Source organism: Microbacterium esteraromaticum (assembly GCF_900163815.1).
Taxonomy (GTDB): domain Bacteria; phylum Actinomycetota; class Actinomycetes; order Actinomycetales; family Microbacteriaceae; genus Microbacterium; species Microbacterium esteraromaticum_B.
The window spans coordinates 85,577-103,722 of sequence record NZ_FUKO01000029.1; the positions used below are offsets into that span (position 1 = coordinate 85,577).

General features: G+C 63.3%; 17 protein-coding genes. 12 read left to right on the plus strand and 5 right to left on the minus strand.

What is annotated here, in order from left to right:
- Positions 1–157: 157 nt before the first annotated feature.
- The 3 genes from FM104_RS11600 to FM104_RS11610 are packed head-to-tail and all read left to right on the plus strand — an operon-like array spanning position 158 to position 3,904.
- Positions 158–1,198: a hypothetical protein gene (locus FM104_RS11600; RefSeq protein WP_087132401.1), complete on the plus strand. Its 1,041-nt coding sequence runs from the start codon at positions 158–160 to the stop codon at positions 1,196–1,198.
- Positions 1,195–1,830, plus strand: coding sequence for a hypothetical protein (locus FM104_RS11605; protein ID WP_087132402.1), 636 nt, complete (start codon positions 1,195–1,197; stop codon positions 1,828–1,830). The genes FM104_RS11600 and FM104_RS11605 overlap by 4 nt, the downstream gene beginning before the upstream one ends.
- Positions 1,781–3,904, plus strand: a complete 2,124-nt coding sequence (locus FM104_RS11610) for a DNA recombination protein RecN (protein WP_179206770.1) — start codon at positions 1,781–1,783, stop codon at positions 3,902–3,904. Before FM104_RS11605 ends, FM104_RS11610 begins: the two co-directional genes overlap by 50 nt.
- Before the next feature lie 392 nt (positions 3,905–4,296).
- Here FM104_RS11610 and FM104_RS11615 read toward each other — a convergent pair whose 3' ends face one another.
- Positions 4,297–6,636: a M28 family peptidase gene (locus FM104_RS11615; RefSeq protein WP_179206771.1), complete on the minus strand. Its 2,340-nt coding sequence runs from the start codon at positions 6,634–6,636 to the stop codon at positions 4,297–4,299.
- 521 nt (positions 6,637–7,157) lie between these two features.
- A complete protein-coding gene (locus FM104_RS11620) occupies positions 7,158–7,736 on the minus strand; it encodes a helix-turn-helix domain-containing protein (RefSeq protein WP_087132405.1) in 579 nt (192 codons plus the stop codon).
- Between the two features lie 48 nt (positions 7,737–7,784).
- On the opposite strand from FM104_RS11620, the gene FM104_RS11625 reads away from it, so the two are divergent.
- Positions 7,785–9,608 (plus strand): FAD-dependent oxidoreductase, encoded by a 1,824-nt coding sequence (locus FM104_RS11625; protein ID WP_179206772.1) that lies wholly within the window; start codon positions 7,785–7,787, stop codon positions 9,606–9,608.
- On the opposite strand, the gene FM104_RS11630 is transcribed toward FM104_RS11625, so the two are convergent.
- Both FM104_RS11630 and FM104_RS11635 read right to left on the minus strand, forming a co-directional pair.
- Positions 9,605–10,477, minus strand: coding sequence for a tryptophan-rich sensory protein (locus FM104_RS11630; protein ID WP_087132407.1), 873 nt, complete (start codon positions 10,475–10,477; stop codon positions 9,605–9,607). The two genes, FM104_RS11625 and FM104_RS11630, sit on opposite strands and share 4 nt — an antisense overlap.
- A gap of 4 nt (positions 10,478–10,481) precedes the next feature.
- Complete coding sequence (locus tag FM104_RS11635) at positions 10,482–11,039, minus strand: MarR family winged helix-turn-helix transcriptional regulator (protein ID WP_087132408.1); 558 nt, start codon at positions 11,037–11,039, stop codon at positions 10,482–10,484.
- Between the two features lie 67 nt (positions 11,040–11,106).
- On the opposite strand from FM104_RS11635, the gene idi reads away from it, so the two are divergent.
- From idi to FM104_RS11675, 8 genes are read left to right on the plus strand one after another with little or no spacing between them, the layout of a single operon-like run.
- The gene (gene idi / locus FM104_RS11640; protein ID WP_087132409.1) at positions 11,107–11,643 is read left to right on the plus strand and encodes an isopentenyl-diphosphate Delta-isomerase; all 537 of its coding nucleotides are present in this window, start codon (positions 11,107–11,109) and stop codon (positions 11,641–11,643) included.
- The gene (locus FM104_RS11645; RefSeq protein WP_179206773.1) at positions 11,636–12,700 is read left to right on the plus strand and encodes a polyprenyl synthetase family protein; all 1,065 of its coding nucleotides are present in this window, start codon (positions 11,636–11,638) and stop codon (positions 12,698–12,700) included. Before idi ends, FM104_RS11645 begins: the two co-directional genes overlap by 8 nt.
- Positions 12,697–13,569 carry a phytoene/squalene synthase family protein gene (locus FM104_RS11650; RefSeq protein ID WP_087132411.1) on the plus strand — a complete coding sequence of 291 codons (873 nt, stop codon included), beginning with the start codon at positions 12,697–12,699 and terminating at the stop codon, positions 13,567–13,569. The genes FM104_RS11645 and FM104_RS11650 overlap by 4 nt, the downstream gene beginning before the upstream one ends.
- Positions 13,566–15,125, plus strand: coding sequence for a phytoene desaturase family protein (crtI, locus tag FM104_RS11655; protein WP_087132412.1), 1,560 nt, complete (start codon positions 13,566–13,568; stop codon positions 15,123–15,125). Before FM104_RS11650 ends, crtI begins: the two co-directional genes overlap by 4 nt.
- Positions 15,122–15,466, plus strand: coding sequence for a lycopene cyclase domain-containing protein (locus tag FM104_RS11660; protein ID WP_087132413.1), 345 nt, complete (start codon positions 15,122–15,124; stop codon positions 15,464–15,466). The genes crtI and FM104_RS11660 overlap by 4 nt, the downstream gene beginning before the upstream one ends.
- Entirely contained in the window at positions 15,463–15,810 is a 348-nt protein-coding gene (locus tag FM104_RS11665; RefSeq protein ID WP_256971633.1) for a lycopene cyclase domain-containing protein, read from the plus strand. The genes FM104_RS11660 and FM104_RS11665 overlap by 4 nt, the downstream gene beginning before the upstream one ends.
- Positions 15,807–16,697 (plus strand): prenyltransferase, encoded by an 891-nt coding sequence (locus tag FM104_RS11670; protein ID WP_087132414.1) that lies wholly within the window; start codon positions 15,807–15,809, stop codon positions 16,695–16,697. Before FM104_RS11665 ends, FM104_RS11670 begins: the two co-directional genes overlap by 4 nt.
- Positions 16,694–17,128 carry a pyrimidine dimer DNA glycosylase/endonuclease V gene (locus FM104_RS11675; protein ID WP_087132415.1) on the plus strand — a complete coding sequence of 145 codons (435 nt, stop codon included), beginning with the start codon at positions 16,694–16,696 and terminating at the stop codon, positions 17,126–17,128. Before FM104_RS11670 ends, FM104_RS11675 begins: the two co-directional genes overlap by 4 nt.
- 27 nt (positions 17,129–17,155) lie before the next feature.
- Here FM104_RS11675 and nrdF read toward each other — a convergent pair whose 3' ends face one another.
- Positions 17,156–18,145, minus strand: a complete 990-nt coding sequence (nrdF, locus tag FM104_RS11680) for a class 1b ribonucleoside-diphosphate reductase subunit beta (RefSeq protein WP_087132416.1) — start codon at positions 18,143–18,145, stop codon at positions 17,156–17,158.
- Position 18,146: the final 1 nt, after the last annotated feature.

The window sequence follows — 18,146 nt, forward strand, 5'->3', positions numbered from 1 at the left end:
GGGATGCCCTCGCCCAACGTCGACCCAGCGGGCATTGGGTCGGCGGGTCGCGTCGCCCATGCCGAAGGGGCTGGGAGAGGCTCCCGATAGGATGAGGCCACTGGTACGGAAGCCCTATCCGTGCAAGAGGAGTTGGCAGAGACAGCATAGGAAGCCGATGACTGAACCTTCGATGATCGACTTCCGCGTGCATGCGATGGCCGCTGGGAGCGACGACGGCGGTCGGGTGCTGTTCCAGAGGATGCTCTCGGCGCTCATTGCAGTCGAGTACAAGACCGCGACGGACATCCGCCCCGACCCTGGGGATTGGGGCATCGACGTCATGGTGGGCAGCCTGGCAGAGTCGATCATGATCTGGCAGTCCAAATACTTCTACGACAAGATCGGCGATTCTCAGAAGCAGCAGATTCGCGAGTCCTTCGATTCGGCCATGAAGCATGCGAAGGCGAACCACTACCGCGTAGATGCCTGGATGCTCTGCGTTGCGTGTGAGCTCAGCGCGCCCGAGAAGAAATGGTGGGACAACAAAGTCCGAGAGTGGTCGAAGGCCTACCCGGACGTGCAGTTCGACCTGTGGGATGCATCTCGGCTACGTCGCAAGCTAATGTCGCCGGACGCCCGCGCCGTCTGGGAAGAGTTCTACGGCCCCAGCAAGGATGCCTCGGTGCTTCAAAATCACGCGGCCGCACTGCAAGCGGAGCCGCCCTTGCTCGCCCCGCGAGCCGGGACTCCGCGATACGACGAAGCTCTATTCGTCAAACAGATGGAAGTGGCCGGGATTGTTGAGCTTGACGCACAGCGGTACGCGTTCTTCAATGCAGACCTCCTCGTCAGGGACGTGGCGGCACGAGCCGTCCCCGCTCAACTTGCCGCGGTCGACGAGATCGATGCGACGCTCCAGGGAAGCTGGGAGCTCGCGGTAGCCGACCCTGCCACCACACCTAGCGCCAGCGACTACACGGGCTCCGCACGGAAGCTCTTCGCGTCCGTGATGCGAGAGGCTGGAGCGATCAAGGCGCCAGACGGGCTACCGTTGCGGCCCGTTCACAGTTCTGGCCTGATGCACCGGATCGTCGACGACACTCGTGCCGGATGGGTGCATGACTGGAGAGACGTTGCGCGCGAGCATGCCGAGTCCGGTAACTCCGCAACTGTCGACTCACTATCTACGGATGCCACAGAAGGAGCGGAGTCGTGAACGACTCCCTAGGCTCCCTCTTCCTCCACAGCGGGCATGGCGAGGAAACCCCGACGGCGATTACAGCCCCCGAGGATCACACTACTTTCCGACTCGCCCAACTCATCATCCTTCTCGCCGAAGTTGCGCCTGCAGATGTCAAAGGGCTCGATCTGGAGCGCATCGGCTACTACGACTTCTTCGCGGCCAATCCCTTCGCGATGATCGAAGAGGCGAACGTTCGAGACCGGGCCCGCTTGCACCGCGCTTCATTCGATGAGAGCCAACTCTCGTATGCCTCGACCGGGTCGCGTTTCGCCAACAGGCGCCAGCGTCTTCAGCACGACCTGTCCCTCCTCGTGGCATACGACCTCGTGGTGCCGCGCGGCGGTGGCTTTGGATCCACCGAACGAGGGGCAGAAATAGCTGACAGATTCAGCGCGCTCTACGCGGATCAGTACCGCGAATCGGTGCGTGTCGTGCATCAGCACCTCAAGAGGCTTTCGGAACCTCAGCTCGCGGCAAGTGCAAGAAGGTGGCTGCGCACCCCGTCGCTCGTCCTTGACCTCTACGGGGTCTCCGCCGGCGACCCGGATGGCTCCGATGCTGTCACGGGCCTCCAGAACAACCAGGGTGATCCCAATGGCCGATAAAGACCCCACGACACCGACGCCGCCCGCTGCCGAGGACCCGGCGGATTCCGCGCCTGTGCGCGGAATCCGTATCCGAAGGCTCCGCCTCCTCGGTATTACGAAACCCTACGACGTCGACTTCTTCGATGAGACGCACGCGATCCTCCGTCCCCTTGGCATCATCGCTGGCCGGACGAACACCGGGAAGACCGCGGTCCTTCGCTTCATCGACTACGCGATGGGAGCTTGGGACTACCCCAGCCACTCGGAGGTGCAGCGTCAGGTTCGGGCAGTGCTCCTCGAGATTCAGACGCCTGACGGCATCTTCACCCTGGAGCGCGCACTCGGCGGCAAGAACGTCACTCTCTATCCGTCCCCGATCGATGAGCTGAGCGAGGTCACTGGAGTTCGCCATGTTGTCGAACCCATTAGCGACCCCGACAGCATCTCCCAATGGCTGCTCGCTACCGTCGGACTTCAGGATGTGAACCTTAAGGAGGCGCCCACCAAGGACGATTCCGGAACTGATCGACTTAGCTTCCGCGACCTCATGTGGCTCTGCCTCTACTACAACGAGCGAGTTGGCAGCCAGCAGCTACTTCACACTGGCAACTACATGAAGGAACTCAAGCTTCGCCAGGTTGTAGACGCGATCTTTGGCGTGCACGACAATGACCAAGCCGACCTCGCTCGGCGAGTACGAGACGCCCAGACCGCACTTGAGTTCCAGAGACGGTCGATTGAGTCCCTGCAGGAATTCGTCGAACAGCAGGAACCCAAGGCGATCGAAGCACTTCAGATCGAAGCAGAGGACCTCGACAAGGAGTTCGCCGAGGTTACGACGGCACTCAACCAGCTTGACGCTCGAGAGAGAGCCGCATCAGACTTCGCGACGCAACTCCGACAGCGGCACGCCAATCTCACCACGGTGGCGACGGCAGCCGATGCCCTTGTCAGAGACCGTGTCTCTCTCATTGATCGATTCGCCAGCCTTCGTGCGCAATATGCGGACGACGTCCGCAAGTTGACTCTGCTTGTCGAAGCGGGAAGCGTCTTCAACGAACTCAACGTGACCATCTGTCCTGTTTGCTTCAATCCACTACCTCAGCAGGAGATCCGATCGGACGGCACCTGCAGCCTCTGCCACCAGCCGGTGAAGCCCGAGGGAGAAGAAGGTACCGATGCCTTCACGAGGGCGAGCGCCGATGCGGAACTGGCAAAACGCGAGCTGCGAGCTGCCAACCGTCGATACAAGGAACTCGACGACTACTGGCAGAGGCTGAATGAGGAATTGCCACGCCTCCGTGAGCGTGCGTTGCACGCTGCCGAAGCCGAGTCGACAGCCAGCACGGAGCTCGACAACGCTACGCGAACAGCCGTGAGCCCTTTCCTCGGGGAACGCACCGAACTCGAGCGGCGCCGACAAGCCACTCTTGTCCTGCGGAACAAGGTCACGAACGGCATGAAGCTCCATACCGGCCTTCAGGCTCGACTCACGTCCTACGACATCGCCCGCCGGAATCTCGAAACTCTTCGGAAGGAACAACGCGAGACGAAGGATCGCCCAGACCGCTCCACAGTGATCAGCTCAGTCTCCGCTCGCTATTCGACGATCCTCCATGAGATTAACTACCCCAAGGTTGACGAGCCCGGCGTGCTCCCGCCCTATCTCGACGACAAGCTTGTGCCTTACGTTCGCGGCCAGCACTTCAAGGAGGCCAGTAGCGGAGGTCAAGTCCTCGTCACACTCGCATGGATGCTTGCGGTATTCGAGACGGCCTACGAGTCGAATCATGCACACCCCGGATTCCTCATGATCGACACCCCGCAAAAGAACCTGGGTGGGCTTGCCGATGATGCAGAGTTCGCAGACATCCACCTCGTCGAGCGGTTCTACAACCACGTCGAAGCTTGGCTCGCGGCCGCAGGCCAAGGCGCCCAGATCGTCATCGTTGATAACACCCCACCGATCGCGGTCGACCCTCACATCGTCGTCCGTTACACACGCGATCCTGCGACCGCACCTTTCGGGCTGATCGACAATGAGACCGGCGCGGACCCGCAAGCCGAGCCTGAAGCCGCCTCCGAAGATTAGTCTGTTGTCCAAAAGAGGCCGCGCACCTTCCCACGTAAACCCCGCGTAAACGTCGGAGCGGCATTGCGGAAGCTGTGTTGACCGGGACCAAACCGGGACCAGAACCATGCAAACCATGCAACGCATGAGGTGAAAACAGGGCTTCTGGGGGGCAGAGAAGCCCGGAAAATCAAGGAAAAGGCCTGAACCGGGTACCTGGGGGTCAAGGGGTCGCAGGTTCAAATCCTGTCAGCCCGACCAAAAAATCGCGGAAACTCAAGGGTTTCCGCGATTTTTCGTTGGTGAGATTTGATCCGGCCATCCGCGAATCTGGGCAGGCACCTAGCGCAAAAATACGGGTAGAGAACATCCGCAGCGGATTGCTCCCTACCCGTATTCAAGTTGCTTCAGCCTCAGGCGTCAGCCACCAGCTTGCCTTCACGGTTTCGGCGAATCGTGAAGATCGCCCCGCCGGCTAGAAGAAGCATGGCGATGGATCCTGCAAGCCACGGAAGGTTCGCACCCGTAACTGCGAGTTGTCCCGTTTCCCGGTCCGGAGAAACCCCCGGAGTCGATGCAACAGCACCGATCTCCAGCGTTGCCAATGCGCTTACATTGCCCGCAACGTCATGGGCGCGAAATTCGACAGTGACCGCTTCGTCGTCGAGCTCAAGCTGCTGTGAGATCGTGCCCCACACGCCGCCCTCTGCAGTGCCGTCCTCGCCTAGGCCAGTCCACTTTCCACCGGGCAGACGGTACTCGACCCGTTCTACGCCGGAGGTCTCGTCGTAGAACCGCACAGTGAAGTTTCCACGCGTTGCGCCTTCTGTCAATACCTCCAGTTCGGGTGCCAGAGTGTCGATCTGCACGATCTCTGAAGCCGCTCCAACATTGCCAGCGCCGTCAGTGGCACGTGTATCGACGACGTAGATACCGTCGTCGCCAAGCGCAAACGGAGCCGTGTACGGCGCCCATTCGCCACCGTTCACTGAAAACTCCGTGACGGGAGCCTCATCGGTGTCGTCTGTCGCGCTCACCGAAGCGGTGACGGGCTTGTCCGTGAACCAGCCAGTCACAGCGGGATCGATGTCGGTTGCAATCCCGACCACAGGTGCTGCGGTGTCGAGCACGAGAGCGAGCTCGATGGAGGTGTCTCCACTGATCTCGCCCACAGTGAACGCGTTCGCGCGGTTCGACGCCAGAGCGACGAACGTGCAATCAGTGTTCGGGGTGAGGACCGAGGTCGTGCCCTCGTCCGTTGTCACGCCCGCGTCTCGCCAACCCTCGTCAGCTCCGCATGACATAGCGACCCTCGCACCTGAAGCGGGGTCTCCGGCTTCGTCTGCGACGGTGATATCGACCGTGTTCATCGCGGCGCGGAAGGCGGATGCTCCGATGATCTCTGCACCAATGCCCAAGCGCTCCTGCGAGATGAACTCCATCGTGTCGGAGGGCTTGTGGTACGCGGGCTCGAGGACGATCGAGTCCGCCTCTGACCAGTACATCCAGCTGAATACAGCCGCTGGGATGCCGACGTCATGGAACGACTGGTGGTCGCTTCGACCGACGTATCCTCGGTTGAAATCTCCGTATCCCGCTTGAACCGAGGTAGCACTCGCGAAGTTCAGCACGGCGTTGTCGGCATTATCGGGATTCACGCTCAAACCCCAGAAGCCGAAGGGCCGCTCGTCGGTTCCCACATGCGACGTGCCCGTCATATCAGTGTTCCAGGCGCCGATCGACCGTTCGATCTCGTCAGCAGTAAGTTGATTGGCATGGTGGCTCGATCCTCGGATGCCGCCCTCTTCACCGCCCCATGAGCCGAAACGAATCTCGGTGTTCAGCGAATATTCGCTGAAGATGCGAGCTGCTTCGAGCATGATGCCGTTGCCCGACCCGTTGTCGCTGGCGCCAGGACTGCCGATCACGGAGTCGATGTGTGCGCCAATGTAGATGATTGGCGCGGTGCCGTCGGTGTCACCAGCGGCCTTCTGAACTCCGATCACATTTGAGCCAGTGTCGCGGCTCTTGTCGGTGGTGATGCTGAGCTCAAGTGGCCCAGATTCGAGCACCTGCCGAATGCGTTCGCCCTGCACGGTGCCGGCGGCCATCATGAGGATGTCTTGTGCTGCGGCAGGAACACTCGACAGGCGCGGAATAGAGGCGTTGTCGGCTGTTGCGGTGAAGATGATTCCGGCGGGGTTCTCGCCGCGCAGCGCCGTGATGAGAACGTTGCGCGCAGCAGCGGATGACACCCAATCGACGAGAACGAACTTGCCGGCCAAGTCGAAACCCGTCGTATCCGCACCATTGCCGACATCTACAACACCGGCGGTCACCGGCGCGTCGGGTCCGGTGAAGACGGCATTTGATGCAACCCCGAACTGCCAGTTGGGCCCGGCGGGGAGCTCGCGGTCTGAGGTAGCCATTGCGAAACTGCTCACCCCGACACGGAACGTTTCGTTGCGGGTTTCCATCCCGTAAGAATCAAGGACCGACTGCACGTAGGCGAGTCCGGCATCTTCGCCCGCGGTGCCGGTGACGCGGGGGCCGATATCTACCGCGAGGTGGCGTACGTGCTCGTAGGCATTCGCATCACTCACTTTGTTCGCGAACTCAAGCTCGAAACTCGGCAGGAATGTGCCCGTTTCGATTGCCTCGATGGCGTCTTGAGGCGCATAGGGCGCGGCGTGTGCCGCGGTGGGCATCATTACTGCCGGAAGCGTGAGTGCCGCCGCCGCTATCCATGCCATTGGTCGCCGCCCGCGCGCGGGCGGGTGAGCGGTCTGAATACTGGGTTGCATTCCGTATCATCCTCTTTGATAATTTAGCGATCTTTAGTTCTTGGCCGATTGCATACCATCAATGGCGTCAATTACGTGCACCGGCGTTGCTGGTGAGCAGCAAGAATTAGGAATCGTCTTCGATTTGTTTCGTGCAGCGCTGGTAGCACTCAGGCGACCATAGCAGGGCACCGCCTCCCCGTAGTCGTGCATCGAGCGCGCTCGATGACGGTGATGCAGGCCTGGTGGATTCGAGCCCCGGATACCGCCACACACGCTTCCCGACTCGCTCGGGGACGTTTTTGTGATTAGTGAGTCTGCGATCCCGGGGATGCCGCAACCCAAAGAGATCACAAAACGGTTTTTCGTCGCTGCGAACGACGCGGGTTACTCGAAAAGGACCAGAAGTCATCGTCAATGAACGTGCGTACCGACGCAGCGATTAGCCGTCGGGCTAAAGCACGTCCGGACAGCGCAATACTCGCCGGGAGTCACCCGACCGAGTGCCGGTGCCCCGGCAGGTGCGCCTGCTCGCCGTCGTGATCGAAGATGGTCAACAGTTCGGCGGGGCCATCGTGCGCTTCCAGCATGTGCGGAGTCATCGTGGAGAACTCCACAGCCTGCCCCGGGTGCACCAGGATCGTCCTCGTGCCAAGTTGGAGCCTGACGATTCCGCTCAGCACGGTGAACCATTCATAGCCGGGATGCACCTGCGGCTCGTTGGCTTCGCGCTCTTCGGTGATGCGCATCTTGGCGATCGTGACGCCGCGTCGATCCCGTTCGCGCGACAGCATCCAGTACGTGGTTCCGCCGCTCGACGTGGGCTCAGGGCGGATCACGACGTCGTCGTCGCCCTCAGGCTCCACGAGCTGATCGAGAGAAGTACCCAGTGCCTTCGCGATATCGACGAGTTGCGCAAGAGTGATCCGCTGGCGACCGGTCTCGATCCGGCTGAGCGTTGACGGCGAGAGAAAGCAGCGCGCGGCGAGCTCATCGAGACTCCAGCTTCGCGCGACGCGCAGACCGCGAATGCGCTGCCGGACGATGGACTCCGTAAAATCTTGCGTCATATGCAAGAGTCTATGCACTTCAAGGGAAGGGTGCGTACCGTCTCCTCTATGACCTCTCACCATCATCACTCCGCACCGGAACCGTGGCGCTCGCTGCCGGAAGGCTTCGCCGAACGTCTCGAGCTCGAAGCAGAACTCAGCATCCCCGTGCGCGCGGCAGCCCTCGAATACGCAGCCCGCGCTCTCGGCGCGGCCCCCGCCGCGATCGTCGATCTCGGCTCCGGCACCGGAGCGGATGCTGTCGCACTGGCCGAGTATTTTCCGACCGCCGCCGTGCACGCCGTCGACGTCTCAGCCGAGCTCTTGGCGCGCGTAGCCGCCAAAGCCTCCGCAGTGGGCGTCACCGATCGCATCCACACGCACCGCGTCGACCTGAACGACGACTGGACGGCAGAGACTCCCCGCGGCATCGACCTCGCGTGGGCATCACTCTCGCTGCATCACCTCAACGATCCTGCCGAAGCACTGCGGCGGGTGTTCGCCTCGTTGCATCCGGGCGGCGTCTTCGTGCTCACCGAGATGATGGGTGACGAGAGCTTCGAATCCGGTGTTGCGGGCGGTGACGACTCGAGCGCAGCCGACCAGCGGCACCACGGGCAGGCAGTGCACGGTAGGCATCGAGAACACGACTGGGCGCAACTTCTGGCGGATGCCGGGTTCGTCTCCCTGCAACGGCACGTCCACGACATGGTGGCACGAGGCGATACCGCCACCGGCATCCGCTATCTGGAGATGCTGCAGCATGCAGGCCTCCCCGATGACCCGACAGAAGAAGTGGCCACGAATGAAGGCGGGCCCGATGAACTGACGAGCGGTGCGTCGGACGCGGCGTTCCGCTCGGGTCGAGTGGTGTGGACCGCCGTCCGTCCGTCGCGCGAAAGTCTCGAGACCCGAGATACAGATGTGGCTGTGATCGGTGGAGGGCCCGCCGGGCTGGCCGCCGCGATCGCCCTTGCGCGCTCGCGCCGCAACGTTGTGCTCGTCGACGCGGGTGAACCGCGCAATGCGCCCGCCGAGGGCGCGCACAATGTTCTCGGAAACGAGGGCATCGCGCCGCTCGAGCTGATCGCGCGCGGCCGTGCCGAAGCCGAATCGTACGGCGTGCAGATCGTCTCGGGGCGGGTGAGCCGCGTGTCGGGACAGATCGATGATTTCACCGTCGAGGTGGGGGAAGGCGCCCAGCGAATACGTGCGCGCCGAGTCATCCTCGCTACCGGCCTCGTCGACGACCTTCCGGATGTTCCCGGAGTTGCCGCCGGGTGGGGGAGCACGGTGCTGCACTGCCCGTTCTGCCACGGGTGGGAGGTGCGCGACCAGCGCATCGCCATCCTCGCGCGACAGGATGTGCCGTTGCATCAGGCGATGTTGTTCCGCCAGCTCAGCGACCGCGTCACTCTCTTTCTCCACGAGGCCAGCGTTCCCACTGCGGAGCAATGGGAACAACTCGCCGCCCTGAAGGTCGACGTCGTGACGTCACGAGTGCGGCGGTTGCGCATGGAACATACGCGAGTGCGCGCGGTGGAGATGGAAGACGGTTCGCTCTTCGACGCTGACGCGGTCGTCGTCTCACCGCGATTCAACGTCCGCACCGAGCTCTACGAGATGCTCGGCGGGATTGCCGGAGAGGGCATGTTCGGCGCCGAGATTCCTGTCGATCCGCGCGGTCAGACTGCAGTTTCTGGAGTCTGGGTCGCGGGCAACGCAGGCCAGCCGATGGCGATGGTCGTCGCATCCAGTGCCTCGGGAATGATGACGGGCGCCGCTGTGCACGGCGATCTCGCTCTCAGCGAGTTGAACGCCGCCGTCAGCCAGCGGGCGTTGGAATCCGCTGACCAGCGGGCAGCCGAGTCCGCTGACTCGCGCGGAATCTAGAAAGAACGTAGGGGCGTACGCCGCCGAACCACCAGAAAGACCAGCGAGCCCACCAACACCACGATCGCGACCACGATCGCCGTCATGCCGATGGTATCGCTCGCCGGCTTGCCGGTCAGGCGCCCGACGGCAAGCCATGTCAGTCCCCACGAGATGGCGACCGCCGGCATGATCCGTCCTCGAGACAGCCAGCCGATGGCGAGGCCGATCAGGCCGACGACGATCAGCACCGTAACGCCGAAGGCGGCCGCAGCATCCGCCCAGCTCTGCGGCACGATCTGCGTCAACCACGCAGAGACGTTGGCCACCGTGGCCAGCGTGACCCAGCCCAGGTGCAGCCCCGTGACGCCGCCGATGAGCACAGCATCCGTCCACCGCTCGCGCGGAACAACCACCGTCAGCCGGAACGTGTACGCCAGCGCGACGAGAAGCAGAACCATCACGACCACCGTCAGGAAAAGCGTGAGGAACTGCGCGGTCACGAGCCAGAGCCCGTTGAGCACCATCGTGAGGGCGATCCACCAGCCGATGGCACGTTGTCGCGCATTCGCCCGCTGCGATGGCAGCGCCTGCCAGATCGCATAGGCGATCAACCCGATGTAGATCGCGCTCCAGATGCTGAAGGCATTCTTTGCGGGCGCGAGATACGAGCCGTCAGCGCCCAGCGCGCCGTCTTGCAGGTCCTGCACCGGCGTTCCGCCGAGGACCCCCGCTCCGATGACTGCCGCGATGAGCATGAAGACAGTCGTCGAGATGATCACGATCTGCCGGGCAAGGTCGTGCGGACGGCTCGCGTTCTGCTGCTCAGCTGCAGACCTCCGCGCTGCCCGCGTCGCCCCGGTGTCGCGAACGTTGTTGTGGTCGGTCATGTTCTCAGTCCTCCATTGCGAGGGGGCCTTGCGGAGCATCCGCTTCGGTCAGAGCATCGAAGAACCGGATCACCACGTTCCGCTCCTGCGGAGACATCGACGCCGCTGCGCTGAACCGGCGCGCATGCTGGCGACCGATGCTGTCCTCGGCCGAACGCCGGGTGTGCTCCGTAACCTCGATGGAGGTCGTTCGACGATCAGTGGGGTGCGGCTTTCTGATCAGATGCCCGCTCTCGATCAGCCGGTCCACGAGCTTCGTCGTCGATGCGCTCGAGATTCCGACTTCGTGGGCGATCTCTTTGGGCGTGACAATCTGATTCTTCCGCTGTGCTCGAATCATCATGCGAATCGCACGCATATCACTCTCGTTCAGCTTCATGTAGCGCTTCGACGCTGCCGAGAGCGCGCGGGCCGCCGCTTGCCAGTTGCGCATGCCATCCATCACCCGCATGCACTGCGCGCGATCGTCTTCCGTCAACTCCCCAAGGTCGACGAGATCGGTGTCGTCGGAGAAAGAGTGCACACGCTTCCCCGCCTGCTCACTGTTCTCTGCGCTTGCCACGCCTCCAGCATATCGGATGCTAAGCTAAACTCTCGCCTAGCAAGAGAAAGAGTGATCCGTGCCAGAAATGGTTGTCCTCGTCGACGAGCAGGGTGAGCCCGTAGGCGAGCAGTCCAAAGCCAGCGTGCATGGCGCCAGTACCCCGCGCCACCTCGCCTTCTCATGTCATGTCCTCGACGAAGAAGGGCGACTGCTCGTCACCAGACGGTCGCTCGCCAAGAAGACCTGGCCCGGCGTATGGACCAACTCCTTCTGCGGGCACCCGGCTCCGGGCGAGCGTATCGAGGACGCTGTGCGGCGCCGCGCCGCATTCGAGCTGGGATTGACCGTCGAAGACATCGTCTGCGTGCTTCCCGCTTTCGGCTACTCAGCCCGCGACGCGTCGGGCATAGAAGAGAACGAGCACTGCCCGGTCTTCGTTGCGCGCGCCACATCTGGGCTGACTCCCGATGAGGCAGAGGTCGCCGAAGTGCAGTGGACCAGCGTGGCCGAGCTGTCGACGGCGATCTCCGCAACGCCGTGGGCTTTCAGCCCGTGGCTCGTCGAGCACTTCCCTCAGCTCCGCTCGCAGTTTCCTGACGTCAGAGCCGGCGATGATGCCTGAGTCAGCCCCTCATATCGAGCGCATCCCGTCGAGCATCGAAGGGCGGCTGGCCGAGGTGCTCGCCGAGCGACGTGTGCGGTCTCGAGTCTTCCCACGGCAATACGAACAGCTCTGGGAGTCAGTGGAGCGCATGGCTCAGCGGGGCAAGAAGATACGCCCGCAGCTGCTGCTTGACACCTACCGAGCGCTCGGGGGCGACCGCCACCGGATCGCGGTCGACGCGGCATGCGCGATCGAGCTGCTCCACCTCGCGCTTGTCGTTCATGACGACGTCATCGACGGTGATCATCACCGGCGCGGCGAGATGAATATTGCCGGAGCTTTCGCATGGGATGCGACGATGCGCGGTGTCAGCGAGCACGCCGCCAACGCGTGGGGAGACAGTACTGCGCTTCTCGCCGGCGATCTGGTGCTGACGCTCGCACACTCCCTTCTCGCGCGCCTCGACCTTCCGCAATCGCAGCGGGAGACAGTGCTCACGCTCTTCGAGGACACGGTGTTCGAGAGCGTTGCGGGGGAGCAGCACGACGTGTGGCTGAGCCTGCAGATCGAGGATACGGATCCGTCAGAGGTTGTGACGATGGCTGAGCAGAAGACGGCCGCCTACTCGTTCGCCGCGCCGCTTCGCCTGGCAGCGGTCCTCGCCGGGGTTGATGCGACAGTAGTGGATGAGCTGAGCGTGATCGGCCGTCAGATCGGCGTCATCTATCAACTCAGAGACGATGTGCTCGGTGTGTTCGGTGACCCGAACCAGACGGGCAAGTCGACGCTCAGCGACCTGCGGGAGGGGAAGCAGACCCTGTTGATCGCGTACGCGCGCGCGGATGAAGCATGGCCCGGTGTCGCGCCGCTCTTCGGCGACAGCCGGCTCAGCACTTCCGACGCGCAGCGCCTCCGTGACGTCGTCGAGAACTCTGGCGCGCGTCTGTTCGTGGAATCGCTCATCGACGAGCACTGCGAGAGGGCTTTCGGGCTGATCGAAGAGGCGACGATCTCGTCCGCTCTGAAGGATCAGCTGACGGCACTGGCGACGCGCTGCAGTTCGCGAGTGTCATGACCACAACCGACCTGCTCCTGTACAACAAGACGGCGCGAGCGAGTGCTGCCACGATCATCCGCGCGTACTCCACTTCATTCGGGTGGGCGAGTCGGCTCCTCGACTCATCGGCGCGCGAAGACATCGCGTGCATCTACGCACTCGTTCGCATTGCGGATGAGGTCGTCGATGGCCCGGCCGAGGCGGCCGGCGCCGACCTCGCCACGCGCACTGCGCTCCTGGACGAACTGGAGTCCGAGACCGAGCGCGCACTGCACCTCGGGTTCAGCGCGAACCTGATCGTGCATGCCTTCGCGCTGACCGCTCGCGCGCACGGCATCGGAGTCGACCTCTGCCGACCCTTCTTCGCCTCTATGCGTCGTGATCTTTCAACCGCGTCATTCGACGCGACAGAACTGGACGAGTACATCTACGGCTCTGCGGAGGTCGTCGGTCTGATGTGTCTCGCTGTTTTCGAATCGGGCGCCGTGCGCGACGAGACAGACCGCGAGCGACTCGAAGCGGGGGCACGGAGCCTTGGCGCCGCGTTTCAGAAAGTCAATTTTCTTCGGGATCTGGCCCCGGACCGGCAGGAACTCGGCCGCGCGTATTTTCCCGGCACCGAGGCGACGTTCACCGAAGAGTCCAAGCTCGAGATCATCGCATCGATTCGCGAGGACCTGCGGCGGGCGGATCAGTCGATTCCGCTGCTGCGCTCGTCGTGCCGCGCAGCCGTCTGGGCGGCACGAGCCATGTTCGGCGAATTGACCCACATCATCGAGGCGACCCCGGTGACCGAATTGATGCAGAAGCGCGCGAGCGTCGCGACCCCCGTCAAAGCCCGAATCATGCTGCGTGCCCTGCGGATGAAGACGAGAGTGACCCGATGAGTTCGTCCCGCGTCGTCGTGGTCGGCGGTGGCGTCAGCGGGCTGGCGACTGCCTGTCTGCTCGCGCGCGATGGCCATCAGGTGACGCTCCTGGAGAAGAGCCGCGAACTCGGCGGTCGGGCCGGCGCGTGGGAGCAGGACGGGTTCGTGTTCGACACGGGGCCGTCGTGGTACCTCATGCCGGAAATCTTCGATCACTTCTACCGCATGATGGGCACGTCGACCGCCGAACGGCTCGACCTCGTCGCGCTCGACCCCGGGTATCGCATCGTCGGCGAACCGAGAGCGGATGCTGTCGAAGCGGCTATCGATGTCCCGGCAGGTGCCGATGCCGTCGCCGCCCTTTTCGAAGCGCGAGAGGACGGCGCCGGCGCACGCCTGCGCCGATATCTGCGCTCATCGACGAAGACGTATCGCGCTGCCGTGCGTTCTTTCCTCTACAACCCGTTCTCCTCGTGGCGCGACTTCGCATCGCTGCAGGTTGTGACCGCCGTGCCCGCGGTGCTCCCGCTGCTGCTGAGGTCGTTGTGGAGCTACGTCGCTCGCCGTTTCCAGGACACGCGGCTGCGGCAGCTTCTCGGATATCCGGCCGTATTCCTCGGAACATCGCCGTTCGACGCACCCGCGCTCTACCACCTGATGAGCCACATGGATCTGGTCGATGGAGTGCAGTACCCGCGCGGGGGATTCCGGAGCTTCGTCGAATCGCTCGTCGAGATCGCGCGAGAGCAGGGCGTCGAACTGCTCACCGAGTGCGACGTCAGCGCTATCACCAGTGACGGCGGCACAGTGCGCTCCGTCGAATTCCAGAAGGACGGCCAGGTGCATCGGCTCGACGCCGACATCGTCGTGTCTGCCATCGACGAGCACCACACCGAGACGGTGCTGCTAGCACCCGCCGATCGTTCATATCGACCCTCACGCTGGGAAAAGCAGGTCAGCAGCCCCAGCGCGGTGCTCATCATGCTCGGCGTCGAAGGCGAGCTTCCGGAACTTCTCCATCACACGCTGTTCTTCGCAAACGATTGGCATGACAACTTCAGCGCCATCTTCGAGCAGCCCACGCGCATTCCCGCGCCGCCATCGCTGTATGTCTGCAAGCCGAGCGCGACCGATGACGGGGTCGCGCCGCCAGAACATGAGAACCTCTTCGTGCTGATCCCGCTGCCGGCCGATCCCACCATCGGTCGCGGGGGAATCGATTCGAGTGGCGATGACGCAGTGGAAGCCATCGCAGACGAGGCGATCGCGCAGATCGCCGAGTGGGCGGGCATCCCCGAGCTCGCATCCCGCGTGGTGCTTCGCCGCACGGTGGGGCCGGCCGATTTCGTCGAGCAATTCAACACGTTCCGCGGCAGCGCACTGGGACCTGCGCATACGCTGCGCCAGAGTGCCTTCTTCCGCGGTGTCACACGATCGCGACGGGTCGACGGACTGTTCTACACCGGCGCGACCTCGGTACCGGGCGTCGGCCTGCCCATGTGCCTGATCAGCGCCGAACTCGTGCTCAAGCACGTGCGCGGCGACCATTCCGCAGGTCCGCTGGAGGAGCCGTGAGAGCCGTCTACCTGCTGACACTGCTTATCAGCACAGGCTGCCTGGCTCTCCTCGATGCCCGGTTCCGGCTGGTCTTCCGCTCGCGCCCCGTGCGCGCTGGCATCGCGCTCGCGATCGGTCTCGGATTCTTCATCATCTGGGACCTGGTCGGCATCGAGGCAGGCGTGTTCCGGCATCTCGACTCGCGGTGGGCCACCGGCATCCTGCTCGCACCCGCATTTCCGATCGAAGAACTGCTGTTCCTGGTATTTCTCACCTACCTCACCCTCATTCTGTTGAGCGGTTCGCATCGTGTGGCCGAGAACTGGCAGCGCGGCAGAGCTGCGGGGGAGCGACGATGACGTACCTGCTGATGTCCACTCCTTTCGTCGGCGTCGGCCTCGTCGTCTTCCTCCTCGGCGCTCTGCATGCGCGTCGACGCCGAATCACTCGGCGGTACTTTTCCTCCTGGGCGGCGACGACGATTGTTCTGCTGATCCTGACGGCGATATTCGACAACGTGATGATGGCCGCCGGATTCTTCGACTACGGCACGGAGCAGATCAGCGGGGTTCGGCTGCTGCTGATGCCGGTCGAGGACTTTCTCTACCCGATTGCCGGCGCCCTCCTGCTCGCCGGTGTGTGGCAGCTGCTCGACCAGGGGCAGAAACGGCCACCGGCAAAGACGACAAGGAGCAGCAGATGACTGATCGGCAGCCCACGTTCCGCACCCTGCTGCTCGCTTCACGGCCGCTGAGCTGGATCAACACCGCCTACCCGTTCGCCGCTGTCTATCTGCTGACCACCGGGCGGATCGACGCCGCATTGATCGTCGGCACGATCTTCTTCCTGGTGCCGTACAACCTCGCGATGTACGGCGTGAACGATGTCTTCGACTACGAGTCCGACCTCGCGAACCCGCGAAAGGGAGGCGCTGAGGGCGCGAAGCTGCCGCCACGTCTGCATCGTGCGACGCTCGTCGCGGCGGCTGCGCTGACCATTCCCTTCGTCATCGCTCTGGTCGTGCTCGGTCGGGACCAGCCGATGTCGTGGCTGATCCTGGCCGTGAGCCTGTTCGCGGTTGTCGCCTACTCAGTGCGCGGACTCCGCTTCAAAGAGATCCCTGTGCTCGATTCGAGCACCTCCAGCACGCACTTCGTGACCCCGGGGCTCTACGCCCTCGCGCTGGCCGACACGACGATCACCATGCCGATCATCGTGACGATGATCGCGTTCTTCTGCTGGGGGATGGCCAGTCATGCCTTCGGCGCCGTGCAGGACATCATCCCGGACCGTGAGGCGGGGATCGGTTCCATCGCCACCGCTCTGGGCGCTGCGTGGACGGTGAGGTTCGCGGTGCTGATGTGGGTCGCCGCCGGTGCACTCATGCTCTTCACACCGTGGCCCGCGAACCTCGCCGCACTGGCCGCGCTGCCGTACATCGCCATCGTGGCACCCTACCTGGGCGTCGACGACGCGCGTTCCGCCCTGGCGAACCGCGCATGGCGGAAGTTCCTGATCATCAACTACGTCGTGGGATTCGGTGTGACGATGCTGCTCATTCTCTGCAGCGTGGAAGGCCTTTTCGCATGAGGCTCTGGTCAGTGCACCCGCGCTATTTCGACCGGCAAGCGCTGACAGCGTGCTGGCGGGAGGCACTGCTCGCCCAGGCCGTAGTCGCAGACGCCGGTCGCGGCTACTCGAAGCATCCGCAACTGCGACGCTTTCAGCTGATGTCGAGCCCGGAAGCGGCGATCGGCGACTACCTCTCCGCCATCGCCGACGAAGCCGACAGGCGAGGATATCGGTTCACCCGGGCGAAGATTCTCGCCCGGGGCGCCGAGTCATTGACGGTCAATTCCGCGCAGCTCGCGTATGAGTGGCAGCACCTGCTCGCGAAGCTGCACCAGCGCAGTCCCGACGTCTGGGAGCGCTGGCAGTCGATCACCGTTCCCGAACCGCATCCGATCTTCGCCGTCGTCGAGGGGCCGATCGCGGACTGGGAGAAGATCTCACCGGTCTGAACGGCCCCCGACGCCGTCGCCGTCCTTTCAGAAATCCCAATCCGCGTCGCTGGTGTCCTCCGCCTTGCCGATCACATACGACGACCCGGAACCGCTGAAGAAGTCGTGATTCTCATCTGAGCCCGGCGCAAGCGCGGCGAGAATCTCGGGGTTCACCTCGGTCTCCTCGGGTGCGAACCGTGCCGGGTAGCCGAGATTCATGAGCGCCTTATTCGCGTTGTATCGCACGAAGACCGCCACATCGTCCATGAGCCCAAGCGGCGCATACAGCTCTCCGGAGTAGTCCAACTCGAGTTCGTAGAGCTCCTCGAGAAGCGCGTACGTGAACTCGCGCATGTGATCCTGCTCGGCGCGCGTGCGCGTCTCCAGGCCCCGCTGATACTTGTAGCCGGAGTAGTACCCGTGCACCGCCTTATCGCGCAGAATGAGGCGGATCATGTCAGCGGTGTTGGTGAGAGTCGCGTGCACGGAGAAATGCAGCGGCAGGTAGAAGCCGGCGTACAGCAGCAGCGACGACAGCAGAGTAGACGACACCTTGCGCTTGAGTGGATCATCGCCGTAGTAGTGCGCCAGCACCTTCTTGCACCGCTCCTGGAGCAGATCGTTGCCGACCGCCCAGTGATAGGCGGCATCGATCTCCGGCGTGCTCGTCAACGTCGAGAACACGCTCGAATACGAGCGCGCATGCACGGACTGCATGAACGCGATGTTCGTGTAGACCGCCTCCTCGTGCTCGGTGCGCGCATCTTGAATCTGGCAGATCTCGCCGACTGTCGCCTGCACCGTGTCGAGCATGGTGAGCCCGGTGAAGACGCGCATCGTCAGGGTGCGCTCTTCGGCGGTGAGCTTCTGCCAGGCCGGCAGATCGTTCGAGAGCGGCACCTTCTCGGGCAGCCAGAAGTTCGCGGTGAGACGGTTCCAGACTTCGAGGTCCTTGTCGTCGCCGATGCGGTTCCAGTTGATCGGTCGCAGCCGGGCGGCGGGGTCGTGCCGGTAGCCCGGAGGGGTGGTGGAGATC